The organism is Pelagibacterium xiamenense, from assembly GCF_021166475.1.
GTDB lineage: Bacteria > Pseudomonadota > Alphaproteobacteria > Rhizobiales > Devosiaceae > Pelagibacterium > Pelagibacterium xiamenense.
The window spans coordinates 381016-399184 of record NZ_JAJOYS010000003.1 but is presented as its reverse complement, the minus strand read 5'-3'; the positions used below and the strand labels follow the sequence as shown (position 1 = coordinate 399184).

Annotated in this window: 15 protein-coding genes; 7 read left to right on the top strand and 8 right to left on the bottom strand. The window is 63.6% G+C overall.

The window, feature by feature from the left end; translation table 11 throughout:
- Positions 1–525: 525 nt before the first annotated feature.
- Both LSG43_RS14580 and LSG43_RS14575 read left to right on the top strand, forming a co-directional pair.
- Positions 526–909, top strand: a complete 384-nt coding sequence (locus LSG43_RS14580; protein WP_231805467.1) for an NADH:ubiquinone oxidoreductase subunit NDUFA12 — start codon at positions 526–528, stop codon at positions 907–909.
- 11 nt (positions 910–920) lie between these two features.
- Positions 921–1352 (top strand): DUF2155 domain-containing protein, encoded by a 432-nt coding sequence (locus LSG43_RS14575; RefSeq protein WP_231805700.1) that lies wholly within the window; start codon positions 921–923, stop codon positions 1350–1352.
- A gap of 9 nt (positions 1353–1361) precedes the next feature.
- Here the strand turns inward: LSG43_RS14575 and aat are convergent, their stop codons facing one another.
- The 7 genes from aat to LSG43_RS14540 all read right to left on the bottom strand — a co-directional run bounded on the left by aat (position 1362) and on the right by LSG43_RS14540 (position 7078).
- Positions 1362–2021, bottom strand: a complete 660-nt coding sequence (gene aat, locus LSG43_RS14570; protein WP_231805465.1) for a leucyl/phenylalanyl-tRNA--protein transferase — start codon at positions 2019–2021, stop codon at positions 1362–1364.
- A 36-nt stretch (positions 2022–2057) separates the two neighbouring features.
- Complete coding sequence (gene accC, locus LSG43_RS14565) at positions 2058–3404, bottom strand: acetyl-CoA carboxylase biotin carboxylase subunit (RefSeq protein WP_231805463.1); 1347 nt, start codon at positions 3402–3404, stop codon at positions 2058–2060.
- A 9-nt stretch (positions 3405–3413) separates the two neighbouring features.
- A complete protein-coding gene (gene accB / locus LSG43_RS14560; protein ID WP_231805461.1) occupies positions 3414–3908 on the bottom strand; it encodes an acetyl-CoA carboxylase biotin carboxyl carrier protein in 495 nt (164 codons plus the stop codon).
- Between the two features lie 51 nt (positions 3909–3959).
- Positions 3960–4391, bottom strand: a complete 432-nt coding sequence (gene aroQ / locus LSG43_RS14555) for a type II 3-dehydroquinate dehydratase (RefSeq protein WP_231805459.1) — start codon at positions 4389–4391, stop codon at positions 3960–3962.
- Positions 4392–4484: 93 nt separating this feature from the next.
- Positions 4485–4838, bottom strand: a complete 354-nt coding sequence (locus tag LSG43_RS14550; RefSeq protein ID WP_231805457.1) for a DUF2087 domain-containing protein — start codon at positions 4836–4838, stop codon at positions 4485–4487.
- Complete coding sequence (locus LSG43_RS14545; protein ID WP_231805455.1) at positions 4831–5691, bottom strand: DsbA family protein; 861 nt, start codon at positions 5689–5691, stop codon at positions 4831–4833. Before LSG43_RS14545 ends, LSG43_RS14550 begins: the two co-directional genes overlap by 8 nt.
- Before the next feature lie 31 nt (positions 5692–5722).
- Complete coding sequence (locus tag LSG43_RS14540) at positions 5723–7078, bottom strand: M48 family metalloprotease (protein ID WP_231805453.1); 1356 nt, start codon at positions 7076–7078, stop codon at positions 5723–5725.
- Between the two features lie 190 nt (positions 7079–7268).
- Here LSG43_RS14540 and LSG43_RS14535 point away from each other — a divergent pair, with 190 nt between their 5' ends.
- Complete coding sequence (locus LSG43_RS14535; protein ID WP_231805451.1) at positions 7269–8405, top strand: pyridoxal phosphate-dependent aminotransferase; 1137 nt, start codon at positions 7269–7271, stop codon at positions 8403–8405.
- Positions 8406–8481: 76 nt separating this feature from the next.
- Here LSG43_RS14535 and LSG43_RS14530 read toward each other — a convergent pair whose 3' ends face one another.
- Positions 8482–11121: an Rne/Rng family ribonuclease gene (locus LSG43_RS14530; protein ID WP_231805449.1), complete on the bottom strand. Its 2640-nt coding sequence runs from the start codon at positions 11119–11121 to the stop codon at positions 8482–8484.
- Positions 11122–11708: 587 nt separating this feature from the next.
- On the opposite strand from LSG43_RS14530, the gene LSG43_RS14525 reads away from it, so the two are divergent.
- The 4 genes from LSG43_RS14525 to LSG43_RS14510 all read left to right on the top strand — a co-directional run bounded on the left by LSG43_RS14525 (position 11709) and on the right by LSG43_RS14510 (position 18169).
- Positions 11709–12962, top strand: coding sequence for an N-acetylmuramoyl-L-alanine amidase (locus LSG43_RS14525; RefSeq protein WP_231805447.1), 1254 nt, complete (start codon positions 11709–11711; stop codon positions 12960–12962).
- Positions 12963–13075: 113 nt separating this feature from the next.
- Positions 13076–15496, top strand: a complete 2421-nt coding sequence (locus LSG43_RS14520; RefSeq protein ID WP_231805445.1) for a penicillin-binding protein 1A — start codon at positions 13076–13078, stop codon at positions 15494–15496.
- A 549-nt stretch (positions 15497–16045) separates the two neighbouring features.
- A protein-coding gene (gene prfB / locus LSG43_RS14515; RefSeq protein ID WP_231805443.1) for a peptide chain release factor 2 occupies positions 16046–17165 on the top strand; the annotation gives its coding sequence in 2 pieces (ribosomal slippage) (positions 16046–16114 and positions 16116–17165; 1119 coding nt in all).
- Between the two features lie 77 nt (positions 17166–17242).
- Positions 17243–18169, top strand: a complete 927-nt coding sequence (locus LSG43_RS14510) for a pirin family protein (protein WP_231805441.1) — start codon at positions 17243–17245, stop codon at positions 18167–18169.

Genomic DNA, 18169 nt, shown 5'->3' with positions numbered 1-18169 from the left:
GGTTCGCTTGCGCCGGTGCCCCTTTGCAAGCGATTGATCGTCCGACCCGAAAGTGTCGATCTGGAATGGGACTCGTTGGCCCCCGAGACCGAAACCTTTTTCGATTCTGGAGGGCGTCGTCAATCGCCGCTGTCGACTACAATTTGTGTCTGCGAAATGGGTCGAACCTAAATATAGTGTATTTCACTGTGGATAGCGAGGAAAACGTCATGCTTGGTTCATGGGGTTAACGCGCGCGGATCGGGCACGGTTTCGGACTGGGTTAATGAAGTTATTTTTGGGAAAACGAGGCTAAGTGCTCGCGCTGCCTATGCTCTTCGGGTTGAGGAGACTCAGGGGGTGACCGGCGAATCGGTGTCAAGCGGCTTTTTTTCGGCGAATTTTCGCTTTTCCACGATTGTCACAATCGCAGGGGGAAAAAGCCGCAGTGGTTCGGGGTAGGCGCGGGGATTTGACCGTGCTAAACGCAAGACGATCTCGAGGCGCCACGAGGCGCCGAATCCTTTCCAGTTGGACGACAGCGCCATGAAGCAATTCATCTTCGAACTCTTTGGCTGGTGGAACAGGCAGACGCTCTCGACCCGCATCTTTACCGCCCTGCGCGGGATCAAGGTGGGCGAGGACGAGTTCGGCAATGTCTACTACAAGGGCAAGAAGGATGGCCGGCGCTGGGTCATCTATAACGGCCCGGCCGAAGCGTCCGCGATTCCGCCGGGCTGGCACGGCTGGATGCATTACCGCACGGACGTCGCCCCGAGCGAGGCCGAGTACAAGCGGCACGACTGGGAAAAGGCGCATCTGCCGAACCTGACGGGAACAGCCGCCGCCTATCGGCCGGACGGCTCCATCCTCACCGGCACCGAGCGCCCGCGCGTTACGGGCGACTACGACGCGTGGTCGCCGGAATAGGTCTTCTCGCGATGCCGGGCGGCTGGGGAAATCGGCGCTTGGGTTTCCGGTTTTCGGGATGGCTGGCCGGCGCCCTTCTGGCCCTTGTTCCGGCAAGCGTTCTTGCGCAACCGATCGCCAATCCGGTGGCCGTATTTCGCGGACTCGACAAGATCACGGGCCGGATCACGACATTCGACGTCTATATCGACGAGACCGTGCAGTTCGGCTCGCTGCAACTGACCCCGCGTGTATGCCACTCGCGCCCGGCGAGCGAAGCCCAGAAGATCACGGCCTTTGTCGAGGTGGACGAAGTCTCGTTGCGGGCGTCGATCCAGCGCATCTTCACCGGCTGGATGTTCGCCGAAAGCCCCGCGCTCAACGCGATCGACGACGCGGTGTACGATATCTGGCTGATCGACTGCAAGCAGACCTCGGACATTCCACCGCCGGATCAGCGATAGCGTGCGTGGTCAGGAGCCGCGCGGACGAGAGGGATTGAACCGGTCCCAGGCGTAAAAGTCGGCCTTCATCGAGAGCGCTCCGGCCAGCCGGACCTCATAGATGGCCCGCGGGATCTCGATTGCGCCCATCGATGCCAGATGGGGGGTGATGAACTGCGTGTCGAGCAGCGCGTAGCCGCCGGCATTCAGCCGGTCGACGAGATGGGCCAGGGCGATTTTCGACGCGTCGGTGGCGCGGTGAAACATCGATTCCCCAAAAAAGGCGCCGCCGATGGCGAGCCCGTAGAGGCCGCCGACGAGGCGCTCGCCATCGTAGATTTCGACCGTATGGCAATAGCCCATTTCAAAGAGCTGCCCGTAAAGGTCGATGATAGTGGAATTGATCCAGGTCGATTCCCGTTCGCTCCCGGACGTGGCGCAGCCCGCAATGGTGGCGGGGAAATCCTGGTCGACGCGGATCGAAAATTTGTGCTTGCGCAGTGTCTTGGCGAGGCTTTTTGAGACGCGGAATCCGTTGAGGGGAATGACGCCGCGCATTTGCGGGGAGACCCAGAAGATATCCGGGTCGTCCGCGCTTTCGGACATGGGAAAGATGCCGGCCTGGTAAGCGCGCAGAATGAGTTCCGGCGTCAGTTCGATGTCGAAGGGATCATCGCTTTTGCGGGTCATTCCTGCATCGCTTCGGTTGGCGCAGGAGGAAATCCCCTACGCCTTGTTGTGCTCGAGATAGTGTTCCAGCCAGTGGATGTCGTAATTCCCGGCCTGGATGTCCGGTTCCTTGATCAGGCGCCGGAAGAGCGGCAGCGTCGTCTTGACACCGTCGACGATGAACTCGTCGAGCGCGCGGTTCAAGCGCTGGAGGCATTCCTGGCGCGTGCGCCCGTGCACGATCAGCTTGCCAATGAGGCTGTCGTAGTAGGGCGGGATCGCATAGCCTTGATAGACCGCCGCATCCACGCGCACGCCGACACCGCCGGCCGGATGATAATACGTAATCTTGCCGGGCGAGGGCGCAAAGGTCTGCGGGTCCTCCGCGTTGATACGCACTTCGATGGCGTGGCCGAAATACTCGACGTCTTCCTGCTTGAGCGACAGCTTTTCACCCGCGGCGACGCGGATCTGCTCGTAAACGATATCGAAATTGGTGATGCGCTCGGTGACCGGGTGCTCGACCTGGAGGCGCGTGTTCATTTCGATGAAATAGAAATTGCCGTCCTCGTAGAGGAATTCGATCGTGCCGGCGCCCGAGTATTTGAGCTTGCGCATGGCGGCGGCGCAGATTTCGCCAATCTCCTGCTGCTGCTCCATGGGAACCGTCGGCGCTGCGGCTTCTTCCCAGACCTTCTGGTGGCGGCGTTGCAGCGAACAGTCGCGGGTGCCCAAATGCACCGCGTTGCCCTGGCCATCGCCGATCACCTGCACTTCGATGTGGCGCGGCTTGCCGAGGTATTTTTCCATATAGACGGCATCGTCGCCGAAAGCAGCCTTGGCTTCCGAGCGGGCCGTCGAATAGGCGACTGAAAGATCTGCTTCGGACTTGGCGACCTTCATGCCACGCCCACCGCCGCCGGAGGCGGCCTTGATGAGGACAGGGTAGCCGATTTCGGCCGCGACCTTCTTGGCGTCGGCTTCGCTCGTGATCGCGCCGGCCGAGCCGGGGACGCACGGGATGCCGAGTTCGAGCGCGGTATTCTTGGCCTCGATCTTGTCGCCCATGATTTCGATGTGGCGCGCCGAGGGGCCGATGAAGCTGATCTTGTGCTCTTCGAGAATGCGGGCGAAGCGAGCGTTTTCCGAGAGGAAACCGTAACCCGGGTGCACAGCCTCGGCGCCTGTGATCTCGCAGGCGGCAAGGATGGAGGGGATGTTGAGATAGCTGTCCTTGGCCGGGTTGGGACCGACGCAGACACTCTCATCGGCGAGCCGGACATGCATGGCATTGGCATCGGCCTGGGAGTGGATGGCGACGGTCTGGATGCCGAGTTCCTTGCACGCGCGCAGGATCCTGAGGGCGATCTCGCCGCGATTGGCTATGAGAACCTTGGAAAACATGGCGCCGCCTTACTCGATGACGACGAGAGGTTCGCCGTATTCGACCGGCGTCGCATCGTCGACGAGGATACGCGTGATGGTGCCGGATTTGTGCGCCGGGATCTGGTTCATGGTCTTCATCGCTTCGACGATCAGGACTGTCTGGCCCTCGGCGACCTTGGTCCCGACCTCGATAAACGGCTTGGCGCCGGGCTCGGGCGCGAGATAGGCCGTGCCGACCATGGGCGAGGTCAATGTGTTGGGGCTCGCGGCAAGATCCTCGGGCGCGGCGGACGCCGCGGGGGTGGGCGCAGCCGCTGCAGCGGGCTGGGGCGCGGCGGGCGCTGCGGGAGCGGGTGCGTATCCCGGCGCGGAGACCTGAACAACTTCCTTGGCCGGCAGCGTGCGGGTCACGCGGATGCGGAAGTCATCCTGCTCGAGTTCAATCTCGGCGAGATTGGCCTCGTTGACCAGCTCTGCGATGGTGCGGATGAGGTCCTGATCGACCTGTGAAATTTTTGCCATTCTATCGTTCTCCACAGGCCCCCAAACGCGGAGGGCGCTTTTCTCAATGGTTCAGTCGTCAGCCAGGGCGTCGATGGCGAGTGTATAGCCTTTGGGCCCGAGCCCGCAAATGACGCCGGTCGCCACCGCCGATACGTAGGAATGATGGCGGAAGGGTTCGCGCTGGTGAATGTTTGAAAGATGTACCTCGATGACCGGTACCTCGAGCGTCCTGAGCGCATCGTGGATGGCAACCGAGGTGTGCGAATAGGCGGCAGGGTTGATGATCAGTGCATCGGCCGTCTTGCGCGCGGACTGGATCCAGTCGACGAGTTCGCCTTCATGGTTGGACTGCCGGAAATCGCACGAAAACCCGTGTGCCGCGCAGGCGGACTTGCAGTCCGCCTCGATGTCCGCCAGCGTCTTGCTGCCATAGACGGATTTCTCCCGGGTCCCCAGGAGATTGAGGTTCGGGCCGTTCAGGATGAGCACGCGTTTTGCCATAGATTATGCTTGTTCCTTACCGCATCGCCTTACGCAAGTTCGCGTTATAGGAAATGCACGAAAAAGGCAAAGGTGATCGGGGGGATTTGTGCTTTAGAGGCTGGCATTGTCGAGCCTTTCGACGACGGCGACTGCCTCGGGCGGCATCGTATGGGCGACACGGCGGTAGATGCGTCCGTCAGGCGTGCGGCGCAAGAGATCGAGGTCGCATAGCTCGCGCCGCAGGAGCACGAAATCCTCGTAGTCGTGCCAGGTGCGCAGCATAGCATTGATTTCGAGCTCATCGTGTTGTCCGGCACCGGGCAGTTGGGACCAAATGACCCAGAGCGCAAGTTCCTGATCGGTCCGGCGCGCCGGCCACCGCTGCAGGCGGCCCGAAGGGCTGAAACACCGAGCTACACGGTCGAGGCGGCGCGCCGAGATTTTGTCTTCCGCTGGTTCAGCCATCGGTATTGCACACGGTTTCGCCGCATGCGCGCATGTTGGCGATCCGGCGGGTGAGTTCAGCCTTGTCGACCGCCCCGGGGATGATTTCATCGCCGATGATGAAGGTCGGCGTGCCTGAGATGCCGAGGCCCTGTGCGATCTGGTAGCTGCGCTGAAGCGCGGCGGTGACGTCGCCGGAATTCATGCCGGTTTCGATGGCGCTGGCATCGAGGCCGATATTCTCGGCTGCCGCGAGCGCGGCATTGGCGTCGACTGTGCCGCGCCCGGAAAAGAGCGCCGCGTGGAAGGCCTTGTAGTCGCCGCCCTGGCGGTTGACCATGATACCGACGCGCGCCGCTGCGACCGACCCTTCGGAAAGGATCGGAAATTCCTTGAGGATGACGCGCAGGTTGGGGTCTTCCTCGACCAACGCCAGCACGTCGGCGACGACGCGGCGGCAGTAGCCGCAATTGTAGTCGAACATTTCGACCAGCGTTACGTCGCCCTGGGGGTTGCCGAGGACGATGTTGGCGGGGTCGTTGTAGATCTGATCCTCGAACCGGGCGAGGGCGACGCGGGCCTCCTGGGCCTGGGCGGCGCGACGTTCGGTTTCGAGCGCTAGGGACATGTCCTCGAGGATACCGGGATTGCCCAGCAGGTAGGATTCGATCTCGGTGCCGAGGCTCGCGGTGTCCATGGTGTCGCCCTGGTGGCGTTCGAGAGCCGCGATGCGGGTTTCGACGGCCTCGGAAACGAGGGCGCGGATGTCGTCCGGGCTCGGGCCGGGGGCGGGGCGCGTGACGAACAGGCCGACGACGGCGGCCGCGAGAACGGCGACCGCGCCGGTGAGGGCCAGATTGAGGCTTTTCTGCATGGCGAAAGTCCCGAATCGTCCGGTTTCGTCGTCAGTTCATGGCGAGAATATCGCCCGCACGCAACCATTCAGGCGAGCCCTGTGGGAGTTGGCCCTGCGCCTGGCGGGCCAGTCCGCGCGCCGTCGAGGCCTCGCCGCGCCACAAGGCCGCCTCGGCGGCCGCAAGCGAGGCGTGTCCGGCCATGCCGAGCCCGCCGTATGCCTGCGAGAGCAGAAGGTGGATGCGGACGTTGCGCGGTTCAGCGACCGCCGAGCGCTTGAGCTGCAGAATGGCCTCGTTGAGGTTGGACGTTCCACCGGCGCCCACCAGCGCCTGACCGTAGAGAATGCGGATGAGCGTCGCATCGGGCGCAAGTTCCACGGCCCGACGCAGCGGGACGAGGGCTTCGGCGGGGCGGCCGAGCTCGTAGAGCATCTGGCCGTAGAGTTCGCGCAGATAGGCGTTGGAGGGGGCGGCGGAAATCAGCGAGGGCATGATCTGCAGGGCGCTGACGCCACCGCCGGCCTTGTAGGCCGCGATCACGCGGGCATAGCGCGCGGCGAGAGAGCCGTTGGAATTGGGGTAGCGGTTGGCGACCGTTGCGGTGCCTTCGAGGAAGCCGGCAAGCTTGGCTTTGGCCATGTCGAGCGCCTGAATGTCGGCGCTCGAATCGCCGCGCGACCAATAGGGGCTCTGCCGGGCCGTCAATTCGACCTGCTGGAGGCGGTCCTGGGCGAGCGGGTGGGTCGAAAGGTAGCCCGAAGCTCCGGCGCGCTGGACCTGGTTCTGCATGAGGATGGTGAGGGTATCGACGAGCCCCCGCGGGGTCTGTCCGGCCGCCTCGAGGATGCGCAGCGCGGCAGCGTCCGCGGCACTTTCCTCGCCCTGGCGATAGGCCATGAGCGAATTGATGGAGGCGGACTGGGAAGCCATTATCATGGCACTCGCCATTTGCGATACGTCGCTGGAGGCGCCGGAGCCCGACGCCGCGGCGATGGCGCCGATACCCATGAACATGGTCACCGCCTGCACGCGGGCGCGCAGTTCCATCTGCTCGCGCAGGCGCGCGACGTGGCCGCCCGCGAGATGCCCGATTTCGTGGGCGAGTACAGCCTTGAGCGCAGCGGGGTTCGGCGATTCCAGGATCGTGCCGTAGTTGACGTAGATATCGCCTTCCTCGGTGACGAAGGCGTTGAAGCGGCGCTCGTTGACGATCACGATCCGGGGTGTGCGCGGCATGCCGGCGGCGCGCAGGAGGGGTTCGGCGAAATCGGCGACCATGGCTTCGATTTCGGCGTCGCGAATGATCGAGAGCTGCGCCTGTGCCGGGGCGGCGCCAAGGAGGACGGCCCATGCCAGAAGCACCGGAGCAAGCCGCGTTGTGAAAAGGCGGAAGATTGGCGGCATGGCAGTGCGTCCCCTGTTGCCGGTGAAGTCAGTTTCTAAAAATTTGGCAGAAAATAGCATAGCATGCTTTGGAAGGCGTATTTTGTAGCATGTGTTTCGATTTTCTTTTATGTTCGTGGAACGTGACCGGTTCCCTTGCGCCTTCGGGCAGTGTAACGTCACAGTGATGTGGCGCAAGTAGGACGATTTGATGACGCTGGAAATGATCCGCCCTTTCTACGCGATGGAGATTCTCGGCCGGGCACAGGCCCGTGAAGCCGAGGGGCACGCGGTCTGCCATCTCGAGATCGGGGAGCCGGGAGGGATGCCCGCGCCCGCGGTGCGCGCGGCGGTCAAAGACTGCATCGAGGGGCCGATGGGCTATACCTCGGCCAAGGGCATGCGGCCCCTTCGGGAGCGGCTCGCGCGGTACTATGACGAGCGGCACGGCGTTGCGGTCGATCCCGAGCGTGTCGTCGTCACCATGGGATCCTCGAGCGGTTTTATCCTTTCGTTCCTCGGCGCCTTCGCGCCCGGCGCACGGATCGCCGTGACCCGGCCTGGATATCCGGCCTATCGCAACATTCTCGCCAGCCTGAATATGCAGGTCGCCGAAATACCGGTGCGGCCGGAGGCAGGATGGAAATTGACGCCAGCCGATATCGAGGCGGCCCACGCCCGCGCCCCGTTCGAGGGGTTGCTGCTCGCGAGCCCGGCCAATCCCACCGGCGCGGTGCTCGATGCGGACGAGTTGGCGGCGATTATCGCGTGCTGCGAGCGGCTCGGCGTGCGGTTCATTTCCGACGAGATCTATCACGGGCTCAACTATACCGGGCGCGATGTGAGCGCGCTCGAGACAAGCGCATCGCCGATCATCGTCAACAGCTTTTCGAAGTACTACTGCATGACCGGCTGGCGAATCGGCTGGCTCGTGCTGCCCGAAGACCTTGTGCGGCAGGTGGAGATGATGGCGCAGAGCCTTTTCATTTCCGCCTCCAGCGTGTCGCAGGTGGCGGCGCTTGCCGCGCTCGAGGAGCGTGCGTACTACGATGGACGCCGCGATGGATATGCCGAAAACCGGCTCCTGCTCGCGAGGGGGCTCGAACGCCTGGGCTTCCTGGGGGCAGGGCCTTCGAATGGCGCGTTCTATGCCTATGTGGACGCTTCGCCCTTTACCAACGATACGATGGATTTCTGCATCCGCATGCTGGAAGAGGCTGGCGTCGCGGCGACGCCTGGTGCTGATTTCGACAGAACCGACGGGCACAACTACGTCCGGTTTTCCTACGCGGGCACCTGCGAAACCATCAACGAAGCGCTCGGGCGGATGGAGCGGTTCCTAGCCTAGGCGACGGAGACGCGGGCGAAAAAGAAACACCCCGCCGGTTGGCGGGGTGTTTGCGTTCGGTTCCGCTTTGACGGCGTCAGCCCAATCCGAGCCGACGCTGCCACCAGCCCACTTTCTTGGGCTTGTCTTCGCCTTCGTCGGCACCCGATGACGACACCACGATCTCGTCGGCGGGCGTCTTGCGCTCGGGTTCGGCCTCGGGCTCGGAGCTGGTCTCCGGCTTGGGGCTGGCCTCTGGCTCGGGTTCGGGCTGCGGCGCAGGTTCGGATGCCTCGGCTGCGGGCGCGTCTTCGGCCGGTGCCGGGGTGCTATCTGCAAGCTCGGAGGAGGGCGTTTCGTCCTTCTTCTTAGCCCGCGAAGTCCGCTTGCGCGGCTTTTTGGCTGGCTTTTCCTCGGCAACCGATTCCGCCTCCGGGGCGGTTTCTGCAACCGTCTCGGCCTCGCCGGTGTCGGCGGCCTGGGTCTTCTTGCGGCTCCGGCGTCCGCGTTTTGGCTTTTCGGCAACGGCTTCGGTCGCCTCTACGGCTTCCTGGGGTGCCGCGTCGAGATCCTGTGCAGCCTGTGCATCGTCAGGCTCGGGCGTGGCGGTCTTGCCGGACACGGCTTCGCGCTCTTCGACGGCTTCCATTGCGTCGGCGTCGCTTACAGCGTCACCCGCGTCCTCGGATTCCGTCTGAAGCTCTTCGCCCTCCTGCCCGCGGCGGTTGCGGCGGCCGCCACGGCGGCCACGGCGGCGGCGCTTGCGCGGCTGGTCGTCGTCATCGGACGTGGCGGCTTCGGGGCGCGCCTCGTCCTCGGTATCGCCATCCTCGGCGTCGGGTGTGGCATTTTCCGTCGGGCTGACGGCAGCCTGTCCGCCGCCGGTACCGCGCCGGCGCCGGCGCCGGCGCTTGGAGCGCGAAGGCTGCTCCTCGGATACCGCGGCTTCCTCTTCTTTTTCTTCGGCGGCTTCGGCCTCGTCATAGTCGTCCATCGAAGCGGCATCGGCCCGGATGTGCTGGACCTGTGCCGCGTTGGGCAGCGGGCCGCGCGACTCGCCGCGCTCGATGGTGAACTGGTTGCCGACCATCGCGTCGGACGCGGAAATGGTGATCGAAAGGCCGTATTTCTCTTCGAGCAGCGAAAGCGTATGGCGCTTGGTATTGAGGATATAGAGCGCGACTTCGGCCGGCATGTTGACGTTGATCGACTGGCCCGGCTTGCGCAGCACGTGGTCCTCGATAGCGCGCATGATCATCAACGCGAGCGAGGAGACCGAGCGCACGAGACCCGTGCCCGCGCAGGTCGGGCAGCTGTGCGTCGAGCTTTCCAGAACGCCGAAGCGGATGCGCTGGCGGCTCATCTCGAGAAGGCCGAAATGGCTGATATGGCCGACCTGGATGCGGGCGCGGTCGTTCTTCAAACAGTCCTTGAGCTTGCGCTCGACGGCCCGGTTGTTGCGCTTTTCCTCCATGTCGATGAAGTCGATGACGATCAGACCGGCAAGGTCGCGCAGGCGAAGCTGCCGGGAAATCTCCTCGGCGGCCTCGAGATTGGTCTGGAGCGCGGTATCCTCGATATTGTGTTCCTTGGTCGCGCGGCCCGAGTTGACGTCGATCGAAACCAGCGCCTCGGTCGGGTTGATCACGATATAGCCGCCCGAGGGCAGGGTGACCTGCGGGTGGAACATGGAATCGAGCTGGGACTCGATGTTGTACTTGGAGAAGATCGGCGCATCGTCCTTGTAGGCCTGCACATTCTTGGAATGGCTCGGCATGATCATGCGCATGAAGTCCTTGGCTTCGCGGTAAGCCGCGTCGCCGGCGACGAGAACTTCTCCGATGTCCTTGTTGTAGAGGTCGCGGATCGTGCGCTTGATGAGGCTGCCTTCCTCGTAGACGAGGCACGGCGCCGAGGATTCGAGCGTGAGCGTGCGTACGTTCTCCCAGAGCCGCATCAGGTATTCGAAGTCGCGCTTGACCTCGGCCTTGGTGCGCGAGGCGCCGGCGGTCCGAAGGATCACGCCCATACCTTGGGGAACGTCGAGATCGGTTGCGATTTCCTTCAAGCGCTTGCGGTCGGCCGCGCTCGTGATCTTGCGCGAAATGCCGCCGCCGCGGGCGGTGTTCGGCATCAGCACCGAGTAGCGGCCGGCGAGCGAAAGATAGGTGGTCAGCGCCGCGCCCTTATTGCCGCGCTCTTCCTTGACGACCTGGACGAGCAGCACCTGGCGGCGCTTGATCACTTCCTGAATCTTGTACTTGCGCAGATTGCGGCGCGGGCGCTCCTGAAGGTCCTCGAGCGCGTCACCTTCGCCGATCTGCTCGACCTTCTTGCGCGAGCCGCCGTTTTCGGCGTCGGGGATCTCCTCGCCGTCTTCAGCATCCTCGTCCTCGACGGGGTCGGAAACGTCCTCCTCGTCGTCCTCGGACGCTTCAGCCTCCTGCGCTTCCTCTTCGGCGCGCATCAGGGCTTCGCGGTCGGCGACGGGGATCTGGTAGTAATCGGGGTGGATTTCGGAAAAGGCGAGGAAGCCGTGGCGGTTGCCGCCGTATTCGACGAAGGCCGCCTGCAGCGAAGGTTCCACCCGCGTCACCTTGGCAAGGTAGATATTGCCTCTAAGCTGCCGCCGTTCGGCAGATTCAAAGTCGAATTCCTCGAGTCTGTTACCGCTGGTAACGACGATCCGTGTTTCTTCCGGGTGGGTGGCATCCACCAGCATTCTTTTTGTAGCCATATAGAAAAACTCCACGCGCTCGCGCGCCGTGCCGCGTGCCCTTCGAGGGCCGCGTGCAGGCGCCATGCGAGGCGAATGTCATGAGGGTTGTGGCGCTAGCCGCGTTTGGGGCTTTGGAAGCGAGGGGCGTCATTGAACCGGGCAGCATGCTGCGGCACACATCTTCTTTTGCGTTGCCGATAGCCAGCGCTCTACCCATACGACCTCGTTCCAGGGGGGACCCGCGATAGGGCCAAGCCGGTTACCGCGGTCCTCCAACTCTTTGTGCGCGGCATCAAGGGATTCTGCCGCTTCCGGCCCCCGACCGATATGTCATAGGGGGCCGAATGTTCCTTCGGGGTGCCAGTGTTCCGTCGCGCGTCCTGTTCCCGGACCGATCCGAGGGAGATCCCTCGACCGGCGGGGGCCCGCCGCAGACAGGCATGCACCGCACTTACAGTCCTTACGAGTGTTCCCAAAAATTGGCAATAGAGAATGTTTTAGGAGCACTTGGACGCATATGGGGCGCCCGATGCGCGCGTACAAGCAAGAACGCGTCCGAATTTTGCCAGAGAATCGCTTATGGTGCGCGCGAAAATGGAGCTGACATGATGGATTCCGCCAGGCGCGCATTGCGTGTTCTGTGTCTTTTGCTGGTTGCCGGGCTCGCAGCCGCCGGCGTATTCGCCCAGGAGGCAGAGGAAGCAACGCCGGCCGCCGGGCAGGGGGCGCCCGCGCTGCTCGATTCGCGGGTGACCACAACGCCCGAACGCGCGCGGCTCGTGCTCGACCTGACACAACCTACCGAATTCGCCGTCTATACCCTGGCTGCACCGAACCGCGTCATCGTCGAGGTGCGCGCACAAAGCGGCCCGGACGAGGGCGAAGCGCCGGCGGTCGGCGGGGACGGGCTCGTGACGGCCTATTCGGTCCAGAGCACGGGCGCTGAACGCGTGCGGGCCAGCCTCACGCTTGCGGCGCCGGCGCAGGTCCAGCAGTCCTATGTGCTCGAGGCGTTCGAGGACCAGCCGGCGCGGCTGGTTATCGACCTCATCCCCGATACGGAGGCCAATTTCCTCGCGAATGTGCGCACCGGCGTCGAGGGCGATGTCGAAACGGCCGAGACGCCGGAACTCGATGGCGAACAGATGGCGCCGGGGGAAACGGCAACGGCCCCGTCGGCGTCGCGGCCGCTCATTGTCATCGATCCCGGTCACGGCGGTGCCGACAGCGGCGCGCGCTCCGATAGCGGCATCCAGGAAAAGAACATCGTCCTCGCCTTTGCGCTCAAGCTGCAGAGCCTTCTGGCCGCGACGGGGCGGTTCGAGGTGGCGCTCACGCGCGACACGGACGTCTTTCTCGGGCTCGGCGAGCGCGTCGGGCTCGCGCGCTCGAACCAGGCCGATCTCTTCATCTCGCTGCATGCGGATTCGTTCGATCAGGAGGACGTGCGCGGCGCGAGCATTTATGTCCGGGGCGAACTCGCAACGAGCGAACTCGACCGGGTGCTCGCCGAGCAGGAAAACCGCGCGCATCTTGTTGCCGGGTACGGGCCGCCCGACGACCCGGCGGTGATCGATATTCTGGTCGATCTTCTCGGACGCGAAACGCGCCGGGAGTCCTATCTCGCCGGGCAGGCGCTCATTGAGCAGCTCGAACCCTCGATCCAGTTGCGGCGGTTTCCGCTCCGGCGCGCCGATTTCTACGTCCTCCAGGCGCCCGACGTGCCCTCGGTGCTTATCGAGCTGGGGTTTCTTTCCAACAGCGACGATACGCAGAACCTGACCACCGATACTTGGCTCGACCGGGTTGCGGCGGCGCTCGCGCGCGGCGTCGCGATTTATTTCGACGGGCGGGAATAGGACGCGCACGCCTTGGCGATCGGCATCCACAAGGGTATCCAATTCTGATAGTTTGCGGATTCGCGGGGCCATGGGACCGGCGCCGCTGCGCCGTATCGAACGGGAACGCATAAATGTTGCGGTTGTTGAGCTGGCTGTTCGGGTTAGGGGCCTTTTTCGGGCTGATCGCGATCGGCGGCGTTGCGTATTTTATCTGGGTGCTGACCCAGGATTTGCCGGACTATACCGTCCTGCGGGACTACCAGCCCCCGGTCACCACGCGGGTTCACGCCGCCGACGGCACGCTTTTGGCAGAATTCGCGCGCGAGCGGCGGCTGTTCCAGCCGATCGAGACCATCCCTCCGCACGTGATCGAAGCGTTCCTTTCGGCTGAAGACAAGGATTTCTACAGCCATTTCGGCATCGATGTCGGCGGCGTCATCCGCGCGGCGCGGGACAATGTCGAGCAAATCGTTGGCGGCGGCGGCGGGCCGTTGGTCGGGGCCTCGACCATTACCCAGCAGGTGGCCAAGAACTTCCTTTTGACCTCGGATCAGACCTGGGAGCGCAAGATCAAGGAAGCGCTGCTTGCGCTGCGGATCGAGAACACGTTCTCCAAGGACAAGATCCTGGAACTCTATCTCAACGAGATTTATCTGGGCTTCAATTCCTATGGCGTCGCCGCCGCGGCGCTCAACTATTTCGACAAGGCGCTTTACGAACTCACCTATGCCGAGGCTGCCTATCTCGCGGCGCTTCCCAAGGGGCCGGCCAACTATCATCCCTTCCGGCGCCCGCAGGCGGCGATCGAGCGGCGGAACTGGGTGCTCGACCGGATGGCCGAGAATGGCTACATCACGCTCGCCGAGGCGGATGAATACAAAGCGCAGAACCTCGATGTCGTTCCGCGGATCGGCGGTTCCCAGCTTTATTCGGCGGAGTACTTCACCGAGGAGGTCCGGCGCGAACTGGCGGCCATCTACGGGGAGGACCAGCTCTATGGGGGTGGGCTTTCTGTGCGCACGACACTCGATCCCCAGATGCAGGAATATGCCCGCCGCGCGCTGATGGACGGGCTCATCGCGTTCGATCAGGCGCGCGGGTTCCACGGCGTCGTTGCGACAATCGAACTGGGCGAGGACTGGGGCCGGGCGCTGGCCGAGGTCGACCCCTTGAGCGACGTTCCGGAATGGAGCCTGGCTGTCGTGCTCGAAATGGAAAACAACCTCGCGCATATCGGTTTGCGGCCGGACATCGACGTCGACGGACGGGTCAGCGACGTGCGGGTGGAGGGGCAGGTTCCCGGCAGCACGGTGAACTGGGTCAGAGAACCTTTAAGTGCCCTACTGAGCGTTGGCGATGTGGTCTATGTCGAGCCGGTTGAGGGCGAGGAGGGCGTTTATACGCTGCGGCAGACACCGGAGGTTCAGGGCGGGATCGTGGCGATGGATCCGCGTACGGGGCGCGTGCTCGCGCTCGTGGGCGGGTTCTCCTTCGATGAATCCGAGTTCAACCGCGCGACGCAGGCGATGCGCCAGCCGGGGTCCTCGTTCAAGCCCTTCGTCTACGCCGCGGCGCTCGACAACGGTTATACGCCGGCTTCCGTGGTGCTCGACGCGCCGCTCGAAGTCGTCAACGAGGACGGTTCGGTCTGGCGGCCGGAAAACTACGCGCAGCAATTCTACGGGCCGCAGACGCTCAGGCGCGGGATCGAGCGGTCGCGCAACGTGATGACCGTGCGGCTTGCCAAGGATCTCGGAATGCCGCTTGTCGTCGAATATGCGCGCATGTTCGGTGTCTCGGACGACCTGCCGCCCTATCTCTCCTCGGCGCTTGGGGCCGGCGAGACGACGGTGTTGCGGATGACAGCGGCCTACGCCACGATCGCCAATGGTGGCCGCAAGATCACACCGACGCTGATCGACCGGGTCCAGGACCGGTATGGCGAGACGATCTATGTGCACGACCAGCGCGTTTGCGGCGGCTGCGAGGCGACCGAATGGGTCGGCCAGAGTGAGCCGCTGGTTGTCGACAATCGCGAGCAGGTGCTCGACCCGATGACCGCCTATCAGATCACCTCGATGCTCGAGGGGGTGGTGCAGCGCGGCACGGGGACGGCGGTGCGCAGCGTGGGCGTGCCGATCGCGGGCAAGACTGGAACGACGAACGACTATAAGGATGCCTGGTTCGTCGGATTTACCCCGGAACTCGCCGTGGGCGTCTATGTGGGCTATGACATCCCGCGCTCGATGGGCAGGTCCTCGACCGGCGGCGAACTCGCAGCGCCGATCTTTGCCGATTTCATGTCCGCCGCGCTCGAAGGACGGCCTGCGACTCCTTTCGCCGTGCCGCCGGGCATGCACCGGGAGTGGATCGATCCCTCTTCGGGCGTCGAGATCGTAGCCGGCGGCGGCGGCATTCAGGAGGCGTTCAAGCCCGGGACAGGTCCGAACCTGGTTACGTCCGTGATCGGGGTGAATTCCGATGCCTTCACGAATATCCAGAGCGGGGACGTCGGGCAGAACCTCGATCTCGGGCGCGGCGGGCTGTTTTAGAGCGGTCGGTTTGGAAGGCGTATGATGGGCCCGATCAGGACCCTTGGCACGAACTTATCACCGCCCCCAGAACTTCGGTTATTGTACCTCCCACGGACCCGCTTTGATGGGCGCGAGCGCAACGAACGTTTGGGCGGGACCGGTCCGGGTCCGATGGGAGTCGTCCCAGCGGAGGTCCAAAGCGGACAGAGGCCGGACGGGGACTGATATCCCCGTCGCACCGGGGAAACCCGGAGGGGCACCGAACCTTTCCCACTCGTAGGAAGGGTTACGACAAACCCCAGCCCGGGACGCCGCCATAAGCCGAAAACCCCGGATGTATGCGGCGAGGCTCGCTTCGCTATTCTAATTTCAGTATGAGGCGCGTCTCGCCGCATACCGTCCACGCTTATTGATATCCGGGGCGTTCGGGCTACCGGTCGGATAGGCATGCCCAGTCTAAACGCGCCGATCTTATCTGCAGCGCCGGCTGCTAATCGGAGCGGGTGGCTTGATCGGCAGGAGCGGCTCGGTTAGACCATCGCTCCGAAAAGAGAGGAAGACCACGGTATGCGTGCTGAAGTTCAAAAGACGGTCGACGAAATCAAGCAGGCCCTAAGCCTGCTGAGGAGGCATCTTTGACTGGGATACAGCCCAAAGACGTCTCGACGAACTGAATGCACGCACCGAATCCGGGGATCTTTGGAACGATCCCGAGGCGGCCCAGGAGGTGATGCGGGAGCGCCAGGCGCTCGAAACCGCGATTGCCGACGTCACGGGCCTCGATACGGCGCTCAATGACAATATCGAACTGATCGAGCTTGGCGAGGCCGAAGGGGACGCCGAGGTCGTGTCCGAAGCCGAAGCCGCGATCAAGGCGCTCGAGGGCACCGCGGCGCGCATGCGCGTGGAATCGCTGCTTTCGGGCGAGGCGGATTCGAACGATTGCTATCTCGAAGTCCATTCGGGTGCCGGGGGGACCGAAAGCCAGGATTGGGCGCAGATGCTCTTCCGGATGTATACGCGCTGGGCCGAGCGGCGGAAGTTCAAGGTCGAAACCATCGAATACCATGCCGGCGAAGAAGCGGGCATCAAGTCCGCAACGATCCAGATCAAGGGGCATAACGCCTATGGCTGGCTCAAGACCGAGTCAGGCGTGCACCGGCTGGTGCGCATTTCGCCCTATGACAGCCAGGCGCGGCGGCACACGAGCTTTTCGAGCGTTTGGGTCTACCCGGTGATCGATGATTCGATCGATATCGAGGTCAACGAGTCGGATGTTCGGATCGACACGTATCGCGCGTCCGGGGCCGGCGGTCAGCACGTCAATACGACCGACTCCGCGGTGCGCATTACGCATATTCCGACCGGTATCGTCGTGCAGTGCCAGAACGAGCGCAGCCAGCACAAGAACCGGGCGCAGGCCTGGGACATGCTGCGGGCGCGGCTTTACGAGCGCGAGCTGCAACTGCGCGAGGAGGCGGCAAACGCCGAGGCGGCGTCGAAGACGGAGATCGGGTGGGGGCACCAGATCCGCTCCTACGTCCTGCAGCCCTACCAGCTCGTCAAGGACCTGCGAACCAGTGTCGAGAGTACGTCGCCGTCCGACGTTCTCGACGGCGATCTCGACGCCTTCATGGAAGCATCGCTTGCCCAGCGGGTGGGCGCTGACAAGGCCGAGGACGAGTAACACGGCTGTGCCTTCTGGCCGGGCGGGGACGGAAACCCTATCTTGGGGTTAGTGCCCGCGCCGGAAAGGAGTTCACCATGACCTGGTTGCCCGACTACGATCCCGTCGAAGGCGATCCAAAGAGCTGCGACGCGCTCGAACTCGTTGTCGTGCCGCGCACGCGCGATCTCGGCGAAGGCTTCGCGGTGCGCCGCGCCTTGCCGCATGGCAAGCGCCAGATGGTCGGGCCCTTCATCTTCTTCGATCATTTTGGGCCGGTTCAGTTCATTCCCGGGCAGGGAATGGATGTGCGCCCGCATCCGCATATCGGTCTTTCAACGGTCACTTATCTCTTCGACGGCAAGGTCATGCACCGCGACAGCGAGGGCAACATTCAGGAAATCGTGCCGGGCGCCATGAACCTGATGACGGCCGGACGCGGCATCACGCATTCGGAGCGCACGCCCGAGGTCGAACGGGCGTCCGGCCAGAGGATGCTCGGCCTCCAGAGCTGGATCGCGCTTCCGGCGGACATGGAAGAGATCGACCCGACATTCCAGCATTTTTCCGGCCGCGACCTGCCGACCGTGCGCGACACTGGGCTTTCCGCCCGCGTGATCGCAGGCAAGGCGTTCGGCAAGCGGTCGAACGTCCAGACCATTACGGACTGGTTCTACGTCGAGGTGAGTCTCGCCGAGGGGCAGACGGCGCCGTTGGATAGGGACTACGAGGAGCGCGCGATCTACCTTGTCGAGGGGGAGATCGCGATTGCTGGGGATACGTTCGAGGGTCCGCGGCTCCTCGTTTTCCGGCCAGGCGACGTGATCACCGTCAAAGCGGTCCGGCCGAGCCGGATGATGTATCTGGGCGGTACGGCGCTCGAAGGGCCGCGCTATATCTGGTGGAACTTCGTTTCATCGAGCCGGGAACGGATCGAGCAAGCCAAGGAGGACTGGGCGCAGGCACGGTTCGGCGCCGTTCCGGATGAGACGGAATTCGTCCCGCTTCCGGATAATTCCTATTGA